The organism is Acinetobacter sp. SCLZS86, assembly GCF_021560715.1.
In the GTDB taxonomy this organism is placed as follows: domain Bacteria; phylum Pseudomonadota; class Gammaproteobacteria; order Pseudomonadales; family Moraxellaceae; genus Acinetobacter; species Acinetobacter towneri_A.
In genome coordinates, this window is the sequence record NZ_CP090864.1 from 108,095 (window position 1) to 132,622 (window position 24,528).

General features: G+C 48.6%; 1 protein-coding gene. It reads left to right on the forward strand.

The window, feature by feature from the left end:
* Nucleotides 1-194: 194 nt before the first annotated feature.
* Nucleotides 195-24,455: a DUF5801 repeats-in-toxin domain-containing protein gene (locus LZP46_RS00440; protein ID WP_236094322.1), complete on the forward strand. Its 24,261-nt coding sequence runs from the start codon at nucleotides 195-197 to the stop codon at nucleotides 24,453-24,455.
* The last annotated feature ends 73 nt before the right edge of the window (nucleotides 24,456-24,528 follow it).

The following is a 24,528-nucleotide window of genomic DNA, read 5'->3' on the forward strand; positions in this document are numbered from 1 at the left end:
AATAAATGCGCCTTTGTAATAATTTTAGTTAAAAAAATGCCAACTTAAGAAGGTAAATGTATATGGACTGTAACACTAATATTGTATATTAATTAACTAAACTAGGATAATTTCGTGTCCGCGCTAAATAAATTTAGCCATATAGGCATAAATAATTGATATGGCTAAACATTTAAATTGAGGTAAAGTTATAAATGAATACAACAGTAAAAGTAATCTCGGTTGACGGTGATGTTTGGCGCTTTTCCAATACAAATAAAAAATTAATTCTAAAAAAAGGGGCGAAACTTCAGGCAAAGGATGTATTGCATCTTTCTGAAGAAAGCAATGTCGTATTGCAGCTTTCAAATGGTCGTGTAGTCGAAATACACGGCAAAGATTTAATCAATAACGATGGTAATTTCAGTCTTAATTCCTTACTGGTCGAGTCAAATTCAGATATCGACAAAATTGTAAATTTTGCAAAATCATTTCAGCAAATGAATGAATCTGAACAACAAAATGATGTTGTTCGCTTAGACGACGGTCGCGTATTCAAAAAAGAGGGTAAAGATTACGTTGAAATTGCAGGAGAGTCTTTTGAGGGTGATCCTGAGGCAACACAAGGCGGCCACCGTTTTGTCCAGATTGCTAGAGTGGGTGAAACTTCTATAGCTGATGGCATTAACCCTTTGATGCTGAATAGGGTGGTCGATAATATTCCACCTTTAGGGATTGAATATCCAGCATCCTTATCAGTTATTAAGCCTTTTGAACATGGTTTGGGCGGTGGAAGTTGGATGCCATTGTCTGTATCTACACTAACAGGAAATACCCCCCCTGTTGCAGTGAATGATAGCTACACCACGCCGCACAACACCCCAGTGGTTCTCAATCCACTACAAGGTGATACCGATCCAGAAAATGACGCCTTAAGCATTACCAGCATTAACGGCGTCACCCTGACACCAGGTACAGCACAGAGCATTCCTGTAACCAATGGCGTTGTGACTGTTGCTGCTGATGGCACCATCACCTTTACTCCAAATACAGGATTTGTGGGTCAAGTTAGCTTCCCATACACCATCAGCGATGGTCATGGCGGTACTAGTCAAGCAATTGAAACCATTACGATAACAAATACTGCACCTGCTGCGGTGAATGACAACTACACCACGCCGCACAACACCCCAGTGGTTCTCAATCCACTACAAGGTGATACCGATCCAGAAAATGACGCCTTAAGCATTAGCAGCATTAACGGCGTCACCCTGACACCAGGTACAGCACAGAGCATTCCTGTAACCAATGGCGTTGTGACTGTTGCTGCTGATGGCACCATCACCTTTACTCCAAATACAGGATTTGTGGGTCAAGTTAGCTTCCCATACACCATCAGCGATGGTCATGGCGGTACTAGTCAAGCAATTGAAACCATTACGATAACAAATACTGCACCTGCTGCGGTGAATGATAACTACACCACGCCGCACAACACCCCAGTGGTTCTCAATCCACTACAAGGTGATACCGATCCAGAAAATGACGCCTTAAGCATTACCAGCATTAACGGCGTCACCCTGACACCAGGTACAGCACAGAGCATTCCTGTAACCAATGGCGTTGTGACTGTTGCTGCTGATGGCACCATCACCTTTACTCCAAATACAGGATTTGTGGGTCAAGTTAGCTTCCCATACACCATCAGCGATGGTCATGGCGGTACTAGTCAAGCAATTGAAACCATTACGATAACAAATACTGCACCAGAGCTGACCTCAGGTAGTGCGCGGGTCTCTGAAGAAGGCTTAGTCGGCGGACTTGCCGATAGCAATGGTGATGACCTCACCAACAGTCGAACCTTTAATGGCAGTCTAGTTGGTGCGGATGTGGACAGCGACGCGGTGTTAACCTATGCGTTTACAGGTGTTCCAAGCGACGTATTGACCTCCAATGGCGTAGCCGTGGTGTGGACATTGGACACCGCGACCAACACTGTCACCGGTACAGCAGGTGCACTCACCATCATCACGGTGGTCTTAGACAGCGCAACAGGCGACTACACCGTCACCTTAGATAGTGCGGTGGATCATGCGGATAACAGCGTAGAAGACATCCTTGACTTCACCATTCCGACCAGCGTTACCGACAACCATGGTGCGACAGCAGCGTCGACGCTGAATGTTATTGTTGAAGATGACGGCCCAAGCGTCAGCGTTGGCAGCACCGCTGCGACATTGACCGTGGATGAAACCGCTTACGGCGTTGATGCGACAGCCAGTTACAGCGATGCGTTCACGCATGCGTTTGGTGCAGACACTGCCGCAGTGACCAATAGCTTGGTCTACAGCTTAAGCACCACCGTCGGCAGCGACAGTGGTCTGGTTGACACCGTAACTGGTGAAAACATCTACCTGTTCCAAGACGTGAATGGCGACATCATTGGACTGGTTGGCGCAGCAGGTGTTGCTGACCCAGCGGGTGCAGAAGCGTTCCGCGTTAGTGTGGATGCGACCAATGCCGACGTGACCTTGAACCAAAGCCGCGCCATCGTGCATGCGGACACTGCGGATCACAACGATGCCTCGGCATTGATCAGCAGCGCGATCACGTTGACAGCGACTGCGACGGATAAAGATGGCGACACGGCCAGTGCGGATCTTGATATTGAAGGCACCTTAAGCTTCTTGGATGACGGCCCAAGCGTCACCACCAACGCGGTACTCACAGTATTAGAAGTTGACGAAACAGTGTTGACCACGAATGACAGCGAAAACTTTGCTAGTGCCTTCACCGTCAACACCTACGGTGCAGATGGACAAGCATTAAGCAACGCGCTAGTTTATAGCCTCGGCATATCAAGTGTTGGTGCAGTGAGTGGTGTGATTGACGTTGCTACAGGTCAGGCAGTTTATCTGTACGCCTTGGTAACAGGTGAAGTGGTCGGCTTAGTGGGCGCAGGAGGCTTTGCGGATCCATTGGGTGCGGAAGCATTCCGTATCAGCGTAAATGCAGGCACAGGAGAAGTGACACTAGATCAAGTCCTTGCGTTAACCCACCCAACAGGCGGTACTGGCTCACCGAATGAACTCATTAACTTAACGACGAATGCAGTGACATTGACGGCTACTGTGACCGACAGAGATGGTGATACTGCTTCTGCAAGTATTAGCTTGGGTGATAAAGTGGGTTTCCGAGATGATGCGCCAACGATTGTGACCACAGGTGCTGTCATTAATGTGGAGGTTGATGAAACAACCTTGGCAACTGACCACACCCAAAACTTCTCCACTGCATTTAATATCAATTATGGTGCAGATGGTGCGGGAACTACGGTGTATAGCTTGGGCATATCAGGTGCTGGTGTACCGAGTGGTGTAGTTGATGTTGCCACTGGTCAAGGTGTCTATCTGTTCCTGGAATCAGGCAGTGTCGTAGGACGTGTTGGTAGTGGTGGTGTGGCAGACGCAGGTGGTGCGGAAGCATTCCGTATCAGCGTAAATGCAGGCACAGGAGAAGTGACACTAGATCAAGTCCTTGCGTTAACCCACCCAACAGGCGGTACTGGCTCACCGAATGAACTCATTAACTTAACGACGAATGCAGTGACATTGACGGCTACTGTGACCGACAGAGATGGTGATACTGCTTCTGCAAGTATTAGCTTGGGTGATAAAGTGGGTTTCCGAGATGATGCGCCAACGATTGTGACCACAGGTGCTGTCATTAATGTGGAGGTTGATGAAACAACCTTGGCAACTGACCACACCCAAAACTTCTCCACTGCATTTAATATCAATTATGGTGCAGATGGTGCGGGAACTACTGTTTATAGCTTGGGCATATCAGGTGCTGGTGTACCGAGTGGTGTAGTTGATGTTGCCACTGGTCAAGGTGTCTATCTGTTCCTGGAATCAGGCAGTGTCGTAGGACGTGTTGGTAGTGGTGGTGTGGCAGACGCAGGTGGTGCGGAAGCATTCCGTATCAGCGTAAATGCAGGCACAGGAGAAGTGACACTAGATCAAGTCCTTGCGTTAACCCACCCAACAGGCGGTACTGGCTCACCGAATGAACTCATTAACTTAACGACGAATGCAGTGACATTGACGGCTACTGTGACCGACAGAGATGGTGATACTGCTTCTGCAAGTATTAGCTTGGGTGATAAAGTGGGTTTCCGAGATGATGCGCCAACGATTGTGACCACAGGTGCTGTCATTAATGTGGAGGTTGATGAAACAACCTTGGCAACTGACCACACCCAAAACTTCTCCACTGCATTTAATATCAATTATGGTGCAGATGGTGCGGGAACTACTGTTTATAGCTTGGGCATATCAGGTGCTGGTGTACCGAGTGGTGTAGTTGATGTTGCCACTGGTCAAGGTGTCTATCTGTTCCTAGAATCAGGCAGTGTCGTAGGACGTGTTGGTAGTGGTGGTGTGGCAGACGCAGGTGGTGCAGAAGCATTCCGTATCAGCGTAAATGCAGGCACAGGAGAAGTGACACTAGATCAAGTCCTTGCGTTAACCCACCCAACAGGCGGTACTGGCTCACCGAATGAACTCATTAACTTAACGACGAATGCAGTGACATTGACAGCAACAGCGACGGATAAAGATGGTGACGTGCATAGTGGGTTCATCAACCTGGGCGACAAAGTCGGCTTCCGTGATGATGCGCCAGTGGTAACCACCAATACGGTAAGTACAGCGTTAGAGGTAGATGAAACCGTATTGACCACAGATGATAGCGCAAACTTTGCCAGTGCGTTTACGGTTAATTATGGCGCAGATGGAGCAGCGACAACCAATGCCCTGGTGTACAGCCTGGGGGTTAAAGCCACAGGAGTAGACAGTGGTGTAGTTGATACAGCCACAGGCGAGAAAGTCTATCTGTATCTTGAAAGTGGTGTAGTGGTTGGACGTGTGGGTAATGCAGGTTCAGCGGACGCATCAGGTGCGAAAGCGTTTGAAATCCGTGTAGATAGTGCAACCGCAGAAGTGGGTCTGGATCAGATTCGTTCTCTGGTTCACCCAACAGGTGGTACAGCCTCACCGAATGAGCTGATCACGCTGACCACAGACACCGTGACCCTGACAGCAACAGCGACGGATAAAGATGGTGACGTGCATAGTGCGTTCATCAACCTGGGCGACAAAGTTGGCTTCCGTGATGATGCGCCAGTGGTAACCACCAATACGGTAATTACAGCGTTAGAGGTAGATGAAACGTTCCTGACCACAGATGATAGCGAAAACTTTGCCAGTGCGTTTAGTGTGAACTACGGTGCAGATGGTGCAGGTAGCACAGCGTACAGCCTGGGGGTTAAAGCCACAGGAGTAGACAGTGGTGTAGTGGATACAGCCACAGGTCAGCGTGTTTATTTATACCTTGAGGGCGGCATCGTTGTAGGTCGTGTAGGTGTAGGCGGATCTGCAAGTTCAACAGGTTTGAAAGCGTTTGAAATCCGTGTAGATAGTGCAACCGCAGAAGTGGGTCTGGATCAGATTCGTTCTCTGGTTCACCCAACAGGTGGTACAGCGTCACCGAATGAGCTGATCACGCTGACCACAGACACCGTGACCCTGACAGCAACAGCGACGGATAAAGATGGTGACGTGAATAGTGCGTTCATCAACCTGGGCGACAAAGTCGGCTTCCGTGATGATGCACCAGTGGTAACCACCAATACGGTAAGTACAGCGTTAGAAGTTGATGAAACGTTCCTGACCACAGATGATAGCGAAAACTTTGCCAGTGCGTTTAGTGTGAACTACGGTGCAGATGGTGCAGGTAGCACAGCGTACAGCCTGGGGGTTAAAGCCACAGGAGTAGACAGTGGTGTAGTGGATACAGCCACAGGTCAGCGTGTTTATTTATACCTTGAGGGCGGCATCGTTGTAGGTCGTGTAGGTGTAGGCGGATCTGCAAGTTCAACAGGTTTGAAAGCGTTTGAAATCCGTGTAGATAGTGCAACCGCAGAAGTGACGCTGGATCAGATTCGTTCTCTGGTTCACCCAACAGGTGGTACAGCGTCACCGAATGAGCTGATCACGCTGACCACAGACACCGTGACCCTGACAGCAACAGCGACGGATAAAGATGGTGACGTGCATAGTGCGTTCATCAACCTGGGCGACAAAGTCGGCTTCCGTGATGATGCACCAGTGGTAACCACCAATACGGTAAGTACAGCGTTAGAAGTTGATGAAACGTTCCTGACCACAGATGATAGCGAAAACTTTGCCAGTGCGTTTAGTGTGAACTACGGTGCAGATGGTGCAGGTAGCACAGCGTACAGCCTGGGGGTTAAAGCCACAGGAGTAGACAGTGGTGTAGTGGATACAGCCACAGGTCAGCGTGTTTATTTATACCTTGAGGGCGGCATCGTTGTAGGTCGTGTAGGTGTAGGCGGATCTGCAAGTTCAACAGGTTTGAAAGCGTTTGAAATCCGTGTAGATAGTGCAACCGCAGAAGTGGGTCTGGATCAGATTCGTTCTCTGGTTCACCCAACAGGTGGTACAGCGTCACCGAATGAGCTGATCACGCTGACCACAGACACCGTGACCCTGACAGCAACAGCGACGGATAAAGATGGTGACGTGAATAGTGCGTTCATCAACCTGGGCGACAAAGTCGGCTTCCGTGATGATGCACCAGTGGTAACCACCAATACGGTAAGTACAGCGTTAGAAGTTGATGAAACGTTCCTGACCACAGATGATAGCGAAAACTTTGCCAGTGCGTTTAGTGTGAACTACGGTGCAGATGGTGCAGGTAGCACAGCGTACAGCCTGGGGGTTAAAGCCACAGGAGTAGACAGTGGTGTAGTGGATACAGCCACAGGTCAGCGTGTTTATTTATACCTTGAGGGCGGCATCGTTGTAGGTCGTGTAGGTGTAGGCGGATCTGCAAGTTCAACAGGTTTGAAAGCGTTTGAAATCCGTGTAGATAGTGCAACCGCAGAAGTGGGTCTGGATCAGATTCGTTCTCTGGTTCACCCAACAGGTGGTGCAACATCACCGAATGAGCTGATCACGCTGACCACAGACACCGTGACCCTGACAGCAACAGCGACGGATAAAGATGGTGACGTGCATAGTGCGTTCATCAACCTGGGCGACAAAGTTGGCTTCCGTGATGATGCGCCAGTGGTAACCACCAATACGGTAATTACAGCGTTAGAGGTAGATGAAACGTTCCTGACCACAGATGATAGCGAAAACTTTGCCAGTGCGTTTAGTGTGAACTACGGTGCAGATGGTGCAGGTAGCACAGCGTACAGCCTGGGGGTTAAAGCCACAGGAGTAGACAGTGGTGTAGTGGATACAGCCACAGGCGAGAAAGTCTATCTGTATCTTGAAAGTGGTGTAGTGGTTGGACGTGTGGGTAATGCAGGTTCAGCGGACGCATCAGGTGCGAAAGCGTTTGAAATCCGTGTAGATAGTGCAACCGCAGAAGTGGGTCTGGATCAGATTCGTTCTCTGGTTCACCCAACAGGTGGTGCAACATCACCGAATGAGCTGATCACGCTGACCACAGACACCGTGACCCTGACAGCAACAGCGACGGATAAAGATGGTGACGTGCATAGTGCGTTCATCAACCTGGGCGACAAAGTCGGCTTCCGTGATGATGCGCCAGTGGTAACCACCAATACGGTAAGTACAGCGTTAGAGGTAGATGAAACCGTATTGACCACAGATGATAGCGCAAACTTTGCCAGTGCGTTTACGGTTAATTATGGCGCAGATGGAGCAGCGACAACCAATGCCCTGGTGTACAGCCTGGGGGTTAAAGCCACAGGAGTAGACAGTGGTGTAGTTGATACAGCCACAGGCGAGAAAGTCTATCTGTATCTTGAAAGTGGTGTAGTGGTTGGACGTGTGGGTAATGCAGGTTCAGCGGACGCATCAGGTGCGAAAGCGTTTGAAATCCGTGTAGATAGTGCAACCGCAGAAGTGGGTCTGGATCAGATTCGTTCTCTGGTTCACCCAACAGGTGGTACAGCCTCACCGAATGAGCTGATCACGCTGACCACAGACACCGTGACCCTGACAGCAACAGCGACGGATAAAGATGGTGACGTGCATAGTGCGTTCATCAACCTGGGCGACAAAGTTGGCTTCCGTGATGATGCGCCAGTGGTAACCACCAATACGGTAGGTACAGCGTTAGAAGTAGATGAAACGTTCCTGACCACAGATGATAGCGAAAACTTTGCCAGTGCGTTTAGTGTGAACTACGGTGCAGATGGTGCAGGTAGCACAGCGTACAGCCTGGGGGTTAAAGCCACAGGAGTAGACAGTGGTGTAGTGGATACAGCCACAGGCGAGAAAGTCTATCTGTATCTTGAAAGTGGTGTAGTGGTTGGACGTGTGGGTAATGCAGGTTCAGCGGACGCATCAGGTGCGAAAGCGTTTGAAATCCGTGTAGATAGTGCAACCGCAGAAGTGGGTCTGGATCAGATTCGTTCTCTGGTTCACCCAACAGGTGGTGCAACATCACCGAATGAGCTGATCACGCTGACCACAGACACCGTGACCCTGACAGCAACAGCGACGGATAAAGATGGTGACGTGCATAGTGGGTTCATCAACCTGGGCGACAAAGTCGGCTTCCGTGATGATGCGCCAGTGGTAACCACCAATACGGTAAGTACAGCGTTAGAGGTAGATGAAACCGTATTGACCACAGATGATAGCGCAAACTTTGCCAGTGCGTTTACGGTTAATTATGGCGCAGATGGAGCAGCGACAACCAATGCCCTGGTGTACAGCCTGGGGGTTAAAGCCACAGGAGTAGACAGTGGTGTAGTTGATACAGCCACAGGCGAGAAAGTCTATCTGTATCTTGAAAGTGGTGTAGTGGTTGGACGTGTGGGTAATGCAGGTTCAGCGGACGCATCAGGTGCGAAAGCGTTTGAAATCCGTGTAGATAGTGCAACCGCAGAAGTGGGTCTGGATCAGATTCGTTCTCTGGTTCACCCAACAGGTGGTACAGCCTCACCGAATGAGCTGATCACGCTGACCACAGACACCGTGACCCTGACAGCAACAGCGACGGATAAAGATGGTGACGTGCATAGTGCGTTCATCAACCTGGGCGACAAAGTTGGCTTCCGTGATGATGCGCCAGTGGTAACCACCAATACGGTAGGTACAGCGTTAGAAGTAGATGAAACGTTCCTGACCACAGATGATAGCGAAAACTTTGCCAGTGCGTTTAGTGTGAACTACGGTGCAGATGGAGCAGCGACAACCAATGCCCTGGTGTACAGCCTGGGGGTTAAAGCCACAGGAGTAGACAGTGGTGTAGTGGATACAGCCACAGGTCAGCGTGTTTATTTATACCTTGAGGGCGGCATCGTTGTAGGTCGTGTAGGTGTAGGCGGATCTGCAAGTTCAACAGGTGCGAAAGCGTTTGAAATCCGTGTAGATAGTGCAACCGCAGAAGTGGGTCTGGATCAGATTCGTTCTCTGGTTCACCCAACAGGTGGTGCAACATCACCGAATGAGCTGATCACGCTGACCACAGACACCGTGACCCTGACAGCAACAGCGACGGATAAAGATGGTGACGTGCATAGTGGGTTCATCAACCTGGGCGACAAAGTCGGCTTCCGTGATGATGCGCCAGTGGTAACCACCAATACGGTAAGTACAGCGTTAGAGGTAGATGAAACCGTATTGACCACAGATGATAGCGCAAACTTTGCCAGTGCGTTTACGGTTAATTATGGCGCAGATGGAGCAGCGACAACCAATGCCCTGGTGTACAGCCTGGGGGTTAAAGCCACAGGAGTAGACAGTGGTGTAGTTGATACAGCCACAGGCGAGAAAGTCTATCTGTATCTTGAAAGTGGTGTAGTGGTTGGACGTGTGGGTAATGCAGGTTCAGCGGACGCATCAGGTGCGAAAGCGTTTGAAATCCGTGTAGATAGTGCAACCGCAGAAGTGGGTCTGGATCAGATTCGTTCTCTGGTTCACCCAACAGGTGGTACAGCCTCACCGAATGAGCTGATCACGCTGACCACAGACACCGTGACCCTGACAGCAACAGCGACGGATAAAGATGGTGACGTGCATAGTGCGTTCATCAACCTGGGCGACAAAGTTGGCTTCCGTGATGATGCGCCAGTGGTAACCACCAATACGGTAATTACAGCGTTAGAGGTAGATGAAACGTTCCTGACCACAGATGATAGCGAAAACTTTGCCAGTGCGTTTAGTGTGAACTACGGTGCAGATGGTGCAGGTAGCACAGCGTACAGCCTGGGGGTTAAAGCCACAGGAGTAGACAGTGGTGTAGTGGATACAGCCACAGGTCAGCGTGTTTATTTATACCTTGAGGGCGGCATCGTTGTAGGTCGTGTAGGTGTAGGCGGATCTGCAAGTTCAACAGGTTTGAAAGCGTTTGAAATCCGTGTAGATAGTGCGACCGCAGAAGTGGGTCTGGATCAGATTCGTTCTCTGGTTCACCCAACAGGTGGTACAGCGTCACCGAATGAGCTGATCACGCTGACCACAGACACCGTGACCTTGACAGCAACAGCGACGGATAAAGATGGTGACGTGCATAGTGGGTTCATCAACCTGGGCGACAAAGTCGGCTTCCGTGATGATGCGCCAGTGGTAACCACCAATACGGTAAGTACAGCGTTAGAGGTAGATGAAACCGTATTGACCACAGATGATAGCGCAAACTTTGCCAGTGCGTTTACGGTTAATTATGGCGCAGATGGAGCAGCGACAACCAATGCCCTGGTGTACAGCCTGGGGGTTAAAGCCACAGGAGTAGACAGTGGTGTAGTTGATACAGCCACAGGCGAGAAAGTCTATCTGTATCTTGAAAGTGGTGTAGTGGTTGGACGTGTGGGTAATGCAGGTTCAGCGGACGCATCAGGTGCGAAAGCGTTTGAAATCCGTGTAGATAGTGCAACCGCAGAAGTGGGTCTGGATCAGATTCGTTCTCTGGTTCACCCAACAGGTGGTACAGCCTCACCGAATGAGCTGATCACGCTGACCACAGACACCGTGACCTTGACAGCAACAGCGACGGATAAAGATGGTGACGTGCATAGTGCGTTCATCAACCTGGGCGACAAAGTCGGCTTCCGTGATGATGCGCCAGTGGTAACCACCAATACGGTAATTACAGCGTTAGAGGTAGATGAAACCGTATTGACCACAGATGATAGCGAAAACTTTGCCAGTGCGTTTAGTGTGAACTACGGTGCAGATGGTGCAGGTAGCACAGCGTACAGCCTGGGGGTTAAAGCCACAGGAGTAGACAGTGGTGTAGTGGATACAGCCACAGGCGAGAAAGTCTATCTGTATCTTGAAAGTGGTGTAGTGGTTGGACGCGTCGGTAATGCAGGTTCAGCGGACGCATCAGGTGCGAAAGCGTTTGAAATCCGTGTAGATAGTGCAACCGCAGAAGTGGGTCTGGATCAGATTCGTTCTCTGGTTCACCCAACAGGTGGTGCAACATCACCGAATGAGCTGATCACGCTGACCACAGACACCGTGACCCTGACAGCAACAGCGACGGATAAAGATGGTGACGTGCATAGTGCGTTCATCAACCTGGGCGACAAAGTTGGCTTCCGTGATGATGCGCCAGTGGTAACCACCAATACGGTAATTACAGCGTTAGAGGTAGATGAAACGTTCCTGACCACAGATGATAGCGAAAACTTTGCCAGTGCGTTTAGTGTGAACTACGGTGCAGATGGTGCAGGTAGCACAGCGTACAGCCTGGGGGTTAAAGCCACAGGAGTAGACAGTGGTGTAGTGGATACAGCCACAGGTCAGCGTGTTTATTTATACCTTGAGGGCGGCATCGTTGTAGGTCGTGTAGGTGTAGGCGGATCTGCAAGTTCAACAGGTTTGAAAGCGTTTGAAATCCGTGTAGATAGTGCGACCGCAGAAGTGGGTCTGGATCAGATTCGTTCTCTGGTTCACCCAACAGGTGGTACAGCGTCACCGAATGAGCTGATCACGCTGACCACAGACACCGTGACCTTGACAGCAACAGCGACGGATAAAGATGGTGACGTGCATAGTGCGTTCATCAACCTGGGCGACAAAGTCGGCTTCCGTGATGATGCGCCAGTGGTAACCACCAATACGGTAATTACAGCGTTAGAGGTAGATGAAACCGTATTGACCACAGATGATAGCGAAAACTTTGCCAGTGCGTTTAGTGTGAACTACGGTGCAGATGGTGCAGGTAGCACAGCGTACAGCCTGGGGGTTAAAGCCACAGGAGTAGACAGTGGTGTAGTGGATACAGCCACAGGTCAGCGTGTTTATTTATACCTTGAGGGCGGCATCGTTGTAGGTCGTGTAGGTGTAGGCGGATCTGCAAGTTCAACAGGTTTGAAAGCGTTTGAAATCCGTGTAGATAGTGCAACCGCAGAAGTGGGTCTGGATCAGATTCGTTCTCTGGTTCACCCAACAGGTGGTACAGCGTCACCGAATGAGCTGATCACGCTGACCACAGACACCGTGACCCTGACAGCAACAGCGACGGATAAAGATGGTGACGTGCATAGTGCGTTCATCAACCTGGGCGACAAAGTCGGCTTCCGTGATGATGCACCAGTGGTAACCACCAATACGGTAAGTACAGCGTTAGAAGTTGATGAAACGTTCCTGACCACAGATGATAGCGAAAACTTTGCCAGTGCGTTTAGTGTGAACTACGGTGCAGATGGTGCAGGTAGCACAGCGTACAGCCTGGGGGTTAAAGCCACAGGAGTAGACAGTGGTGTAGTGGATACAGCCACAGGTCAGCGTGTTTATTTATACCTTGAGGGCGGCATCGTTGTAGGTCGTGTAGGTGTAGGCGGATCTGCAAGTTCAACAGGTTTGAAAGCGTTTGAAATCCGTGTAGATAGTGCAACCGCAGAAGTGGGTCTGGATCAGATTCGTTCTCTGGTTCACCCAACAGGTGGTGCAACATCACCGAATGAGCTGATCACGCTGACCACAGACACCGTGACCCTGACAGCAACAGCGACGGATAAAGATGGTGACGTGCATAGTGCGTTCATCAACCTGGGCGACAAAGTTGGCTTCCGTGATGATGCGCCAGTGGTAACCACCAATACGGTAATTACAGCGTTAGAGGTAGATGAAACGTTCCTGACCACAGATGATAGCGAAAACTTTGCCAGTGCGTTTAGTGTGAACTACGGTGCAGATGGTGCAGGTAGCACAGCGTACAGCCTGGGGGTTAAAGCCACAGGAGTAGACAGTGGTGTAGTGGATACAGCCACAGGTCAGCGTGTTTATTTATACCTTGAGGGCGGCATCGTTGTAGGTCGTGTAGGTGTAGGCGGATCTGCAAGTTCAACAGGTTTGAAAGCGTTTGAAATCCGTGTAGATAGTGCAACCGCAGAAGTGGGTCTGGATCAGATTCGTTCTCTGGTTCACCCAACAGGTGGTACAGCCTCACCGAATGAGCTGATCACGCTGACCACAGACACCGTGACCCTGACAGCAACAGCGACGGATAAAGATGGTGACGTGCATAGTGGGTTCATCAACCTGGGCGACAAAGTCGGCTTCCGTGATGATGCGCCAGTGGTAACCACCAATACGGTAAGTACAGCGTTAGAGGTAGATGAAACCGTATTGACCACAGATGATAGCGCAAACTTTGCCAGTGCGTTTACGGTTAATTATGGCGCAGATGGAGCAGCGACAACCAATGCCCTGGTGTACAGCCTGGGGGTTAAAGCCACAGGAGTAGACAGTGGTGTAGTTGATACAGCCACAGGCGAGAAAGTCTATCTGTATCTTGAAAGTGGTGTAGTGGTTGGACGTGTGGGTAATGCAGGTTCAGCGGACGCATCAGGTGCGAAAGCGTTTGAAATCCGTGTAGATAGTGCAACCGCAGAAGTGGGTCTGGATCAGATTCGTTCTCTGGTTCACCCAACAGGTGGTGCAACATCACCGAATGAGCTGATCACGCTGACCACAGACACCGTGACCCTGACAGCAACAGCGACGGATAAAGATGGTGACGTGCATAGTGCGTTCATCAACCTGGGCGACAAAGTTGGCTTCCGTGATGATGCGCCAGTGGTAACCACCAATACGGTAGGTACAGCGTTAGAAGTAGATGAAACGTTCCTGACCACAGATGATAGCGAAAACTTTGCCAGTGCGTTTAGTGTGAACTACGGTGCAGATGGAGCAGCGACAACCAATGCCCTGGTGTACAGCCTGGGGGTTAAAGCCACAGGAGTAGACAGTGGTGTAGTGGATACAGCCACAGGTCAGCGTGTTTATTTATACCTTGAGGGCGGCATCGTTGTAGGTCGTGTAGGTGTAGGCGGATCTGCAAGTTCAACAGGTGCGAAAGCGTTTGAAATCCGTGTAGATAGTGCAACCGCAGAAGTGGGTCTGGATCAGATTCGTTCTCTGGTTCACCCAACAGGTGGTGCAACATCACCGAATGAGCTGATCACGCTGACCACAGACACCGTGACCCTGACAGCAACAGCGACGGATAAAGATGGTGACGTGCATAGTGCGTTCATCAACCTGGGCGACAAAGTCGGCTTCCGTGATGATGCGCCAGTGGTAACCACCAATACGGTAAGTACAGCGTTAGAGGTAGATGAAACCGTATTGACCACAGATGATAGCGCAAACTTTGCCAGTGCGTTTAGTGTGAACTACGGTGCAGATGGTGCAGGTAGCACAGCGTACAGCCTGGGGGTTAAAGCCACAGGAGTAGACAGTGGTGTAGTGGATACAGCCACAGGTCAGCGTGTTTATTTATACCTTGAGGGCGGCATCGTTGTAGGTCGTGTAGGTGTAGGCGGATCTGCAAGTTCAACAGGTTTGAAAGCGTTTGAAATCCGTGTAGATAGTGCAACCGCAGAAGTGGGTCTGGATCAGATTCGTTCTCTGGTTCACCCAACAGGTGGTACAGCCTCACCGAATGAGCTGATCACGCTGACCACAGACACCGTGACCCTGACAGCAACAGCGACGGATAAAGATGGTGACGTGCATAGTGCGTTCATCAACCTGGGCGACAAAGTTGGCTTCCGTGATGATGCGCCAGTGGTAACCACCAATACGGTAGGTACAGCGTTAGAAGTAGATGAAACGTTCCTGACCACAGATGATAGCGAAAACTTTGCCAGTGCGTTTAGTGTGAACTACGGTGCAGATGGTGCAGGTAGCACAGCGTACAGCCTGGGGGTTAAAGCCACAGGAGTAGACAGTGGTGTAGTGGATACAGCCACAGGCGAGAAAGTCTATCTGTATCTTGAAAGTGGTGTAGTGGTTGGACGTGTGGGTAATGCAGGTTCAGCGGACGCATCAGGTGCGAAAGCGTTTGAAATCCGTGTAGATAGTGCAACCGCAGAAGTGGGTCTGGATCAGATTCGTTCTCTGGTTCACCCAACAGGTGGTGCAACATCACCGAATGAGCTGATCACGCTGACCACAGACACCGTGACCCTGACAGCAACAGCGACGGATAAAGATGGTGACGTGCATAGTGGGTTCATCAACCTGGGCGACAAAGTCGGCTTCCGTGATGATGCGCCAGTGGTAACCACCAATACGGTAAGTACAGCGTTAGAGGTAGATGAAACGGTATTGACCACAGATGATAGCGAAAACTTTGCCAGTGCGTTTAGTGTGAACTACGGTGCAGATGGTGCAGGTAGCACAGCGTACAGCCTGGGGGTTAAAGCCACAGGAGTAGACAGTGGTGTAGTGGATACAGCCACAGGTCAGCGTGTTTATTTATACCTTGAGGGCGGCATCGTTGTAGGTCGTGTAGGTGTAGGCGGATCTGCAAGTTCAACAGGTTTGAAAGCGTTTGAAATCCGTGTAGATAGTGCGACCGCAGAAGTGGGTCTGGATCAGATTCGTTCTCTGGTTCACCCAACAGGTGGTACAGCGTCACCGAATGAGCTGATCACGCTGACCACAGACACCGTGACCTTGACAGCAACAGCGACGGATAAAGATGGTGACGTGAATAGTGCGTTCATCAACCTGGGCGACAAAGTTGGCTTCCGTGATGATGCGCCAGTGGTAACCACCAATACGGTAATTACAGCGTTAGAAGTAGATGAAACGTTCCTGACCACAGATGATAGCGAAAACTTTGCCAGTGCGTTTAGTGTGAACTACGGTGCAGATGGTGCAGGTAGCACAGCGTACAGCCTGGGGGTTAAAGCCACAGGAGTAGACAGTGGTGTAGTGGATACAGCCACAGGTCAGCGTGTTTATTTATACCTTGAGGGCGGCATCGTTGTAGGTCGTGTAGGTGTAGGCGGATCTGCAAGTTCAACAGGTTTGAAAGCGTTTGAAATCCGTGTAGATAGTGCAACCGCAGAAGTGGGTCTGGATCAGATTCGTTCTCTGGTTCACCCAACAGGTGGTACAGCCTCACCGAATGAGCTGATCACGCTGACCACAGACACCGTGACCCTGACAGCAACAGCGACGGATAAAGATGGTGACGTGCATAGTGCGTTCATCAACCTGGGCGACAAAGTTGGCTTCCGTGATGATGCGCCAACCATTACCGCAGGTTCTACATTAGGTATTATTGCTGTTGATGAATCAGCCCTAGCCACAGGTGCATTACCAGCAACTGACCCAGATGGAATGGGACCATTCAATGCCGCAGCAACCAATAAGCTTCAAGGTTTTGCAACCAATGCGTTTACCACGAATTATGGTGCAGATGGTGCAGGTAGTATTGTTAAAACACTGCAAGTTTCAACAACAGGTGTTTCAAGTGGTTTGCGTGATACCGAAACAGGCAATCTTATTTACCTCTACAAAGTGGATAATGATGTGGTTGGTCGTGTTGGTAATGTGAGTAGTGCAAATTCAGCAGGTGCGGAAGCATTCCGTATCGCTTTAAGTGGCGATGATGTGACCTTGACGCAATCTCGTTCAATTCGTCATGCAAACCCAGCCGATCCAGATGAGTTGGCAACACCTGCAACGATTGCGAATGCTGCAATCCGACTTCAAGGTGTGATTGCCGATAAGGATGGTGATACAGCAACGCATAGTATCAACATCGGCGATCGCTTCAAATTCTTGGACGATGGTCCAACATTCACCAGTTCGACTACTGCGATTTTGGATGAGCGATACTTACCACTAGGTAGTAACCCGAACCCATTAGAACTCACCAAAACAGGTACATTAAACCTGAACTTTGGTGCAGATAAAAATTCAGGTAGTGTTGCCGATGTCAAGTTTACCCAAGCAACCATTGATAATCTGGAAAACAACTGGGACAACATTGTTGCAAATGGCGGTACAGGTCCAGCCAACAATGAAAATCTGGTATTTGTACTTTCAGTCGATGGTCATACCATTACCGCAACCGATGGTGCAGGTGGTGCAACTGTATTTACCATTGTATTGGACAACATCAATCCATGGGCCTATACCGCAGGTTACACCTTTACCCTAAGCAAAGCACTGGAACACAACAGTCTGTCATCTATTAATATTCCATTTAACAGTTTAAGTATTATAGACGGTGATGGTGATACCACTGTGGGTAACATTGTGGTGACAGTGATTGACGACGCACCAGACACATCGATCCCTGTCAATGTCATTGTGTATGAAGACTTGTATATTCCGCCATCAGGTACGCAACATTCAAATACCTTTAACACCAATGCCGATGCAAAAGGTGGAACAAATGCGAATACAGTGATTAATGCTGTTGGTAACCCAGGTACAGCAGGTACGCCTGTTCCAGCCAATACACAGGTTTTTGTAAATGGTGTAGCTCAAAATATTCTAAGTGCTGCCGAAGTTACGAATGGTGTAAAAGCCTACGAAACCGAATATGGTTATGCCAAAGTCAATGTCAATGGTACGATTACTTACTATCCAAAAGGTGACTTTAGCGGTACAGATACCTTTACCTATACCACAACAACGGATAACGGTTCTAAAACCTTTACCGTGAACATGGAAGTCATTCCTGTATCCAATGATGCACCGGTTATTACTGTACAGAATGTATTTACAGATGAAGATACATCCGTCGCTCTAAATCTGGTGAAACCTGCGATTAAGGATAATACGGATAATGATGTAACAGGTGTGAATCATGCACTTGGTGACAATCCGGAACGTCTAGGCGTGATTACACTTACTCTTAAAGGTGATGGTGCGCATCCTAATGGTGTTGCAACAGGCTCACATTACACCAACAACGGTGCTACCCTGACGAATGCAGGAGGTACGGATTATACGCCGTCTTCTACTGCCGGCAATGGTGACAAGACTTATAACATTGTGATTGTTGATGCTATGGGTCAGGTTGATCATACCTACCACCATGCAGGTATCACGTTGGGTATGCCAAATACCATCTATATGACTGAGGCAGACTATCAGGCGATTCGTGCCAAACCGGGTGCAGATCGTCATGAAAACTTCTCTATAGATGTTACTGCGACGAGCTACGAAGTCTATCCTGCGGGTCATGCAACAGGCACACCAGGTGCAATCCGTACAGAAGCAGAGTATGGATGGGGTTCTGGTACGACACCAAACAATAATTCAGACGATGCTCTGGGTCAGGGTGCAACCAGTACCTCAACGATTCAGGTGTCTGTACGTGCCGTGACTGATGATGCAAGTCTGGTTTATGATCCGAGTTTTGTAACCGCAGGTACAAGCACAGGTACAACAGTATCCATGGGCGCTGCTCGTGGCGATTCTGACCCATCGAATAATCCGAATTACACAATGGCGTATACGGATAACCGACATGCAACTGTTACTCTTAATGAGGATAAATATTTTGCCCTTAACCCTGTAATTGATGCAGCTTATACCGATCGTGATGGTTCAGAAGTACGTTCGATTACCATTAGCAACCCAAATGGTTCTGGCGGTCCGATTATGGTCTGGCATAGCAGCATTTCTGGCAATGGTAACTGGAGAGTATTGAACGAAGGTGAAAGTGTAACCATAAGCAGTCGCAGTGGCACGAATGGACAGACTGGTACTGAAACCAGCTTCTCGTTAATCCGTATTGCAGCCGGTCAGGACTTTAGTGGTGAGATCGATGATATTCGGATTACGATTAATACCCATGACCGTGATAGCGATGGATTCTACTATGATCATGACAGTAATCCGGCGACAGCACCTGTATGGCAAACTGGTACCACGAATCAGAATCCAACACCAAATGTACCGTCAGAAGCGAATACAGCTAACAACACCATCTGGTTAAATCTGAATGTACCACCTGTTGCAGGAGATGTTAACAACACGACTGATCCATGGACATGGGAAGATACAGCAGTTAATTTCCTTGCAGGCGTTCAGGTTTCAGATAGAGATGCACTCTATACTGTCCTAACAAATCCACATGGCGAGCGCATGAATAGCGTCACCATCAAAGATATCCCTGCCGACTGGAAACTGATACCGCCAACAAACGATGGTACATGGGCAGGTGCATGGGTCGCACTCGATCCAGATGGTATTGACAATGATTATGTGATTACCTTTAACGGTACATCTGATCAGGTAGCTCGTGAGGCGGTACTGGATGCATTCCAGATTCTGCCACCAGCACATAGTAGTCTGGACCATGATTTTAACGTTATTGTCAATTCAACCGACAGTAATGCGATACATGGTAACTCAGCACCGAAAGACACATCCTTAACGATTGCAGTCGAAGTAAGAGCAGTACCGGAATCCTTTGAATACTATCCTGCACCTGGAGTAGTAGGTGGTCGGGATGATCCATCTGGAAATCCATTATTCCCGACGAATGGGGATAACCCTGCAAACTGGCGACCACGTAATACCGATGGTAATGCAAACAATGCGAACAACGATACATCGGCACAGCCAGGTACTGACGATCTGACCATGAATCCTGATCATACTTATACCTATAATCCAGCGAATAAGGATGATCCACAACTGACGACTGTGGCTCAGGAAGATCAATGGTTTACACTGCATAAACCAAATGATAGCTTTAACTTCAAATCGCCATGGTATAACGAAGATGGCACAGGTGCAGGCGGTACAAATGGTAATAAGGAAGACACCTTTGCTGCATTGACTGCATATCGTGTAGTTCGTGATCCGATGACCAACGCTATTACTAGTTTAGAGCCAATAACAGGTGCTCAGTTCCAGGTTCCTGGTGGTGGTGCATCTGGTGGCAATGGCGTGCGCATTCCTGTTGCGGATCTGGATACAGTACAGTTCAAGTCTCCTCTAAACTTCTCGGGTGAAGTCTATATTAAAGTACAGGCAGTTACCCGTGATTATGATGAAGATAGTAATACCCCAACAGCTTATGAAACATCTGGTGTGGCATGGTTGAAGAACCTGATTGTCCTGCCTGTTGCTGAGGAAGTTACTGTAGGGGTCGATGCACGTATTCATGCGTATGAAGATCAAGGACGTAATGATCGTACCGAAGCTGGTCATGGCTATGATGATGTAAACAACAAGATTAAACTCAACATCAAACCATTTAGCTCGGATACAGATGAAACCTTTAATATCAAGGTAAGTAATATTCCTATGGATCCACTGGATCCTGTGGGCATTGGTACCGAGATCTACTATAACGTTACTAAGTTACTGCTAAGTAGCGATCCGGCGCACAATCCGAATGCTTATCTGGAAGCAGATCCGGCTAATGCAGGTAAGCTCAGACTGGTTATCAATGACTTTAAGAGCAATTTACCACTAGAGATGGTACCGCCTAAGGACAGTAACAACGAGTTTACCCTGAAAGTGGATGCCGAAGCAGTCGATACCCTCTATATCCCGGGTGTTGTGGATCCTGCCTATACTTCTGTGACGCAGATTCAGCATCCACTGGATATTCGTATCACCCTTCAAGGTGTACCGGATACTCCGGATCTGGATACGACAGATCGCACTGTTGCAGTGGGTAATCACTACGTAGAATCTGATCTGGATACTGTTGGTGGAGCTGGTGCGGGTGGTAAGAACCTGATTCTACTTAAAGATCTGGTAGATGGCTTAACCTCAGGCGAACTGAATTCTGTGAAGAACTCAGGTACATCTGCTGATGGTTCGGAAACGCTTACCCTGCGTATTACTGGCTTACCGGATGGCTTTGATCTGGAAGGTGCTGGTCCGATCATTGGTAGTGGTACGGGTGAAGCTCGTTTATGGTCGATTCGACCACAGGATATCGATAGTGGTGCTATTAAAATTAAGACACCACCGAACTTTAGTGGTCGTGTCGCATTTACTGTGCAGCCTGTCGTAACAGAAAACGACAACAACTCGGAAATCTTCTTTGCACCGAAGAATGTTGTCTTTGAAGTTGTACCTTCGGTAGAAGCAACACTGAATGTAACATCGGATGTAGTGGAAGACGACTATACACACAGTAAGATTGACTTTAGACCTGTCTATCATGGTGAAACAGGCAATGATACGGACGAAGTTGTGGACTGGGTACGTATTCGTGTTGATCAGATTAAAAATACTACGAATGGTGACCTGACGTTATATGTACGCTCCGGTTCAACAGGTAACTATACATATACCGATGCCGAAGTTGCTCATAAAGTGAATGTTGGTGGTGTTGAGTATTATCAGTTCAATGCTGCTGATGTAAACAATGTATATGTCAAGGGTCCTGTGAACTATTATGGTGACATTACCATTAATAACATCCAGTATCAGGTAAGTGATACTGCAAATCCGGCGCTGGGTTCTACAACACCACTTAATCCAAGTACACGCATTGACTCTGCGAATCACACATTACACTTCCGTGAAGTGACTGATCCGATGGATGTTATCCGTGGATTGATTAATACAACAACAGGTACTTCGACAGGTACAGGTGCAGATCTTCCAAATATCCTGCACATGACGACCGATGGTTCTGTACGTGTGAACTTTGATGTGACCAAACCGGCTCAGCCTGGTAACGCTCTTGTGGTTGGTGGCGACTATGATGGTAGTGAACGTATAGTAGGTATCGTGATCGAGGGAGTACCGGAAGGTGTAACTGTTTCGGGAGCCATATTTGCTGGTAATGGCAAATGGATTGTCCAGAACCCTACGGCTACTATGAATGGTCCTGTATCCAAATATGTTGATTTTGTGGTTGGTAGTCAGGCAGGGGATATTAACCCAACTGAAATTACCATTACTACATTTACACAAGATGGAACAGCCGGTGCGGTGATTTCTGATTCTATCTCATGGTGGTTAAGCGCAGACTTTGCAGGTACTGTACCTCAAACCTTGCCAACCATTGAGGTAATGCCTCGAGATCCAACCCATCCGGAGGATGGTGCTAATATCAATCTGAATACTGTGGTGAGTGGTACGATTGACATCAGTAATAACCCGACATCAACACATCATGATGTTACGGTAACCATCCGTACCAAACTGGGTGATGGTGTGGAGTTGGTTGATGGTGCGAATAATCGATTAACCCGTACAGAAGTAGAGGAAAATGGAGAAACAATCGTTCTATGGACGATGACAAGACAAAATCAGCCAAACGCTAATTTACAGACTGCTCTGAATGATATGCTGGCTGAGATTCGGGTCGTACCACCAGTAGATGCTAATAACAACTCAAACAATAGTATGGGTGGTATGGGCAACTGGGATCTGGATGTAACAGTTACATTGCAAAATAATGCAGGTTTCTGGGTACAGGTTGATGCAGACAGCCGTATTACCTTATATCCTGTGACCGATGAGGGTGCAATTACGATTAATGCACCAGCGTCAGTTGAGGAAGAAAACATCATTCCAATCAGTCTTGAAGTGACGAATGGTAAAGATGTGGCAGGTGACTGGGTTGTCGTGGATGGTGTAGTTTACATCAAGATAGATAGTAGTGCTGTTCCGGGTACCCTGTATCATAATGGTTCGGCACTGAGCACCACGACTAGTGTTCCGGCAGGTATTCCTGCAGGCAGTTACTATGTCGTACCTGTTGTTGCACCGGGAAGTAAACTGGTAACTGGTCTGGAATATCGTCCAACCGACCCTTATGACAGTGGCGACATTCCATTTGAAGTGTATGCACGCAACAAGGAAAATCCAGACCTGGTCAATGGTGTCGATACATCAATTGAAGTATCACACAACCAGACTGTATTAAAAGTGAACCATACCAATACCCCACCAGATATTTCGGTGACTTCGAATGGTACGGAGCATAATGGTGCAGCAGCAACGGCGGCTAACAAATTCACCGAAGTTGCATGGAAAGGTACTTTGTTGCCGGATCCAATCGAAACCATTAAGTCTGTCTATATCGAAGGCTTACCAACCGGCTTTACGGTATGGTATGGCAATGCAGGTAGTGAAGCGCTTGCCAACAACGCAGGTGAGGGTTTATGGGTTGTTCCAACAGCACCGAATGCGACGACAGTACCGAAGATCTGGATTCAGGCACCTGCAAACTGGAGTGGTACACTTCCAGCTGGTATCGCCGGTACACAAAACAGTGGGTTAAAACTGAATATTGTGACTCAGGAAGCAGGTAGTACAGCGGCAACGATACATGATCTACCATTTAAGTTTGTGATTGTTCCGAATGCGACAGGTATTGAGTTGAACCCAACCATGAGCTTTGGCTTTGCAGGTGACTTGATTGACTTGCGTCTTAACGCTGCAATGGATGATCCGGTTGTAATTAACAACAATAATCCGTCAGTTGTAGATGCGCATATTGAACGTACAGATTTGACATTGACAGGTTTCCCTGATGGTGCAGGCGTACAGTTCTTTATCGGTACGACAGCTATGGATTCAACTCGTGCGAGCTGGAATGCAACAACATCGGCGTGGGAGCTTAAGGGCTTGACGCAGAGTGAGCTGAACGAGCTGAAGTTTATGCATACTGCTACAGCAGGTAAGCTGACCAACCAGATCGGTATTACAGCATTTACCTACGAAACAGATGTGACAACTGGAGCCAAAGTTGGTAATGATTCACCCCTGAAAACTGCACAGATGGATCTGAGTGTCTGGGCTGGTAAAGCGGGTACTGCTGGTAACGATACTATCTATGGTGGTGCGGGCAACGATACCTTAAATGGTGCGGCAGGCGATGACATCCTTAGAGGTGGTGCAGGCAATGATATCCTCACGGGTGGAACTGGCTCAGATACCTTTGTCTGGGGTGCAAACGATATTGGTTTGTTTGCTACACCAGATACCGATACCATCACCGACTTTAATCTGCTGGGTGACAAGATTGATGCGACAGCATTGCTTACCGCTCTAGGCTGGAATGGCAATGATGCAACCTTGAGCCAGTTCGTGAGTGCAAGCGGTACAACCATCAATATTCACGATACAGCGAATACGAAGAGTGTCAATATTGTGGTCACAGGTCAGAGCTTTGCCGACTTAGAAGACATGATCAGCAAAACCAACTTCCAGACTTAAACCTAGCGTAGAGGGCGTAGTCACTTCGCCCTCTATCCCAAATTTATTTATTAATATGATGGCAACATCGTTA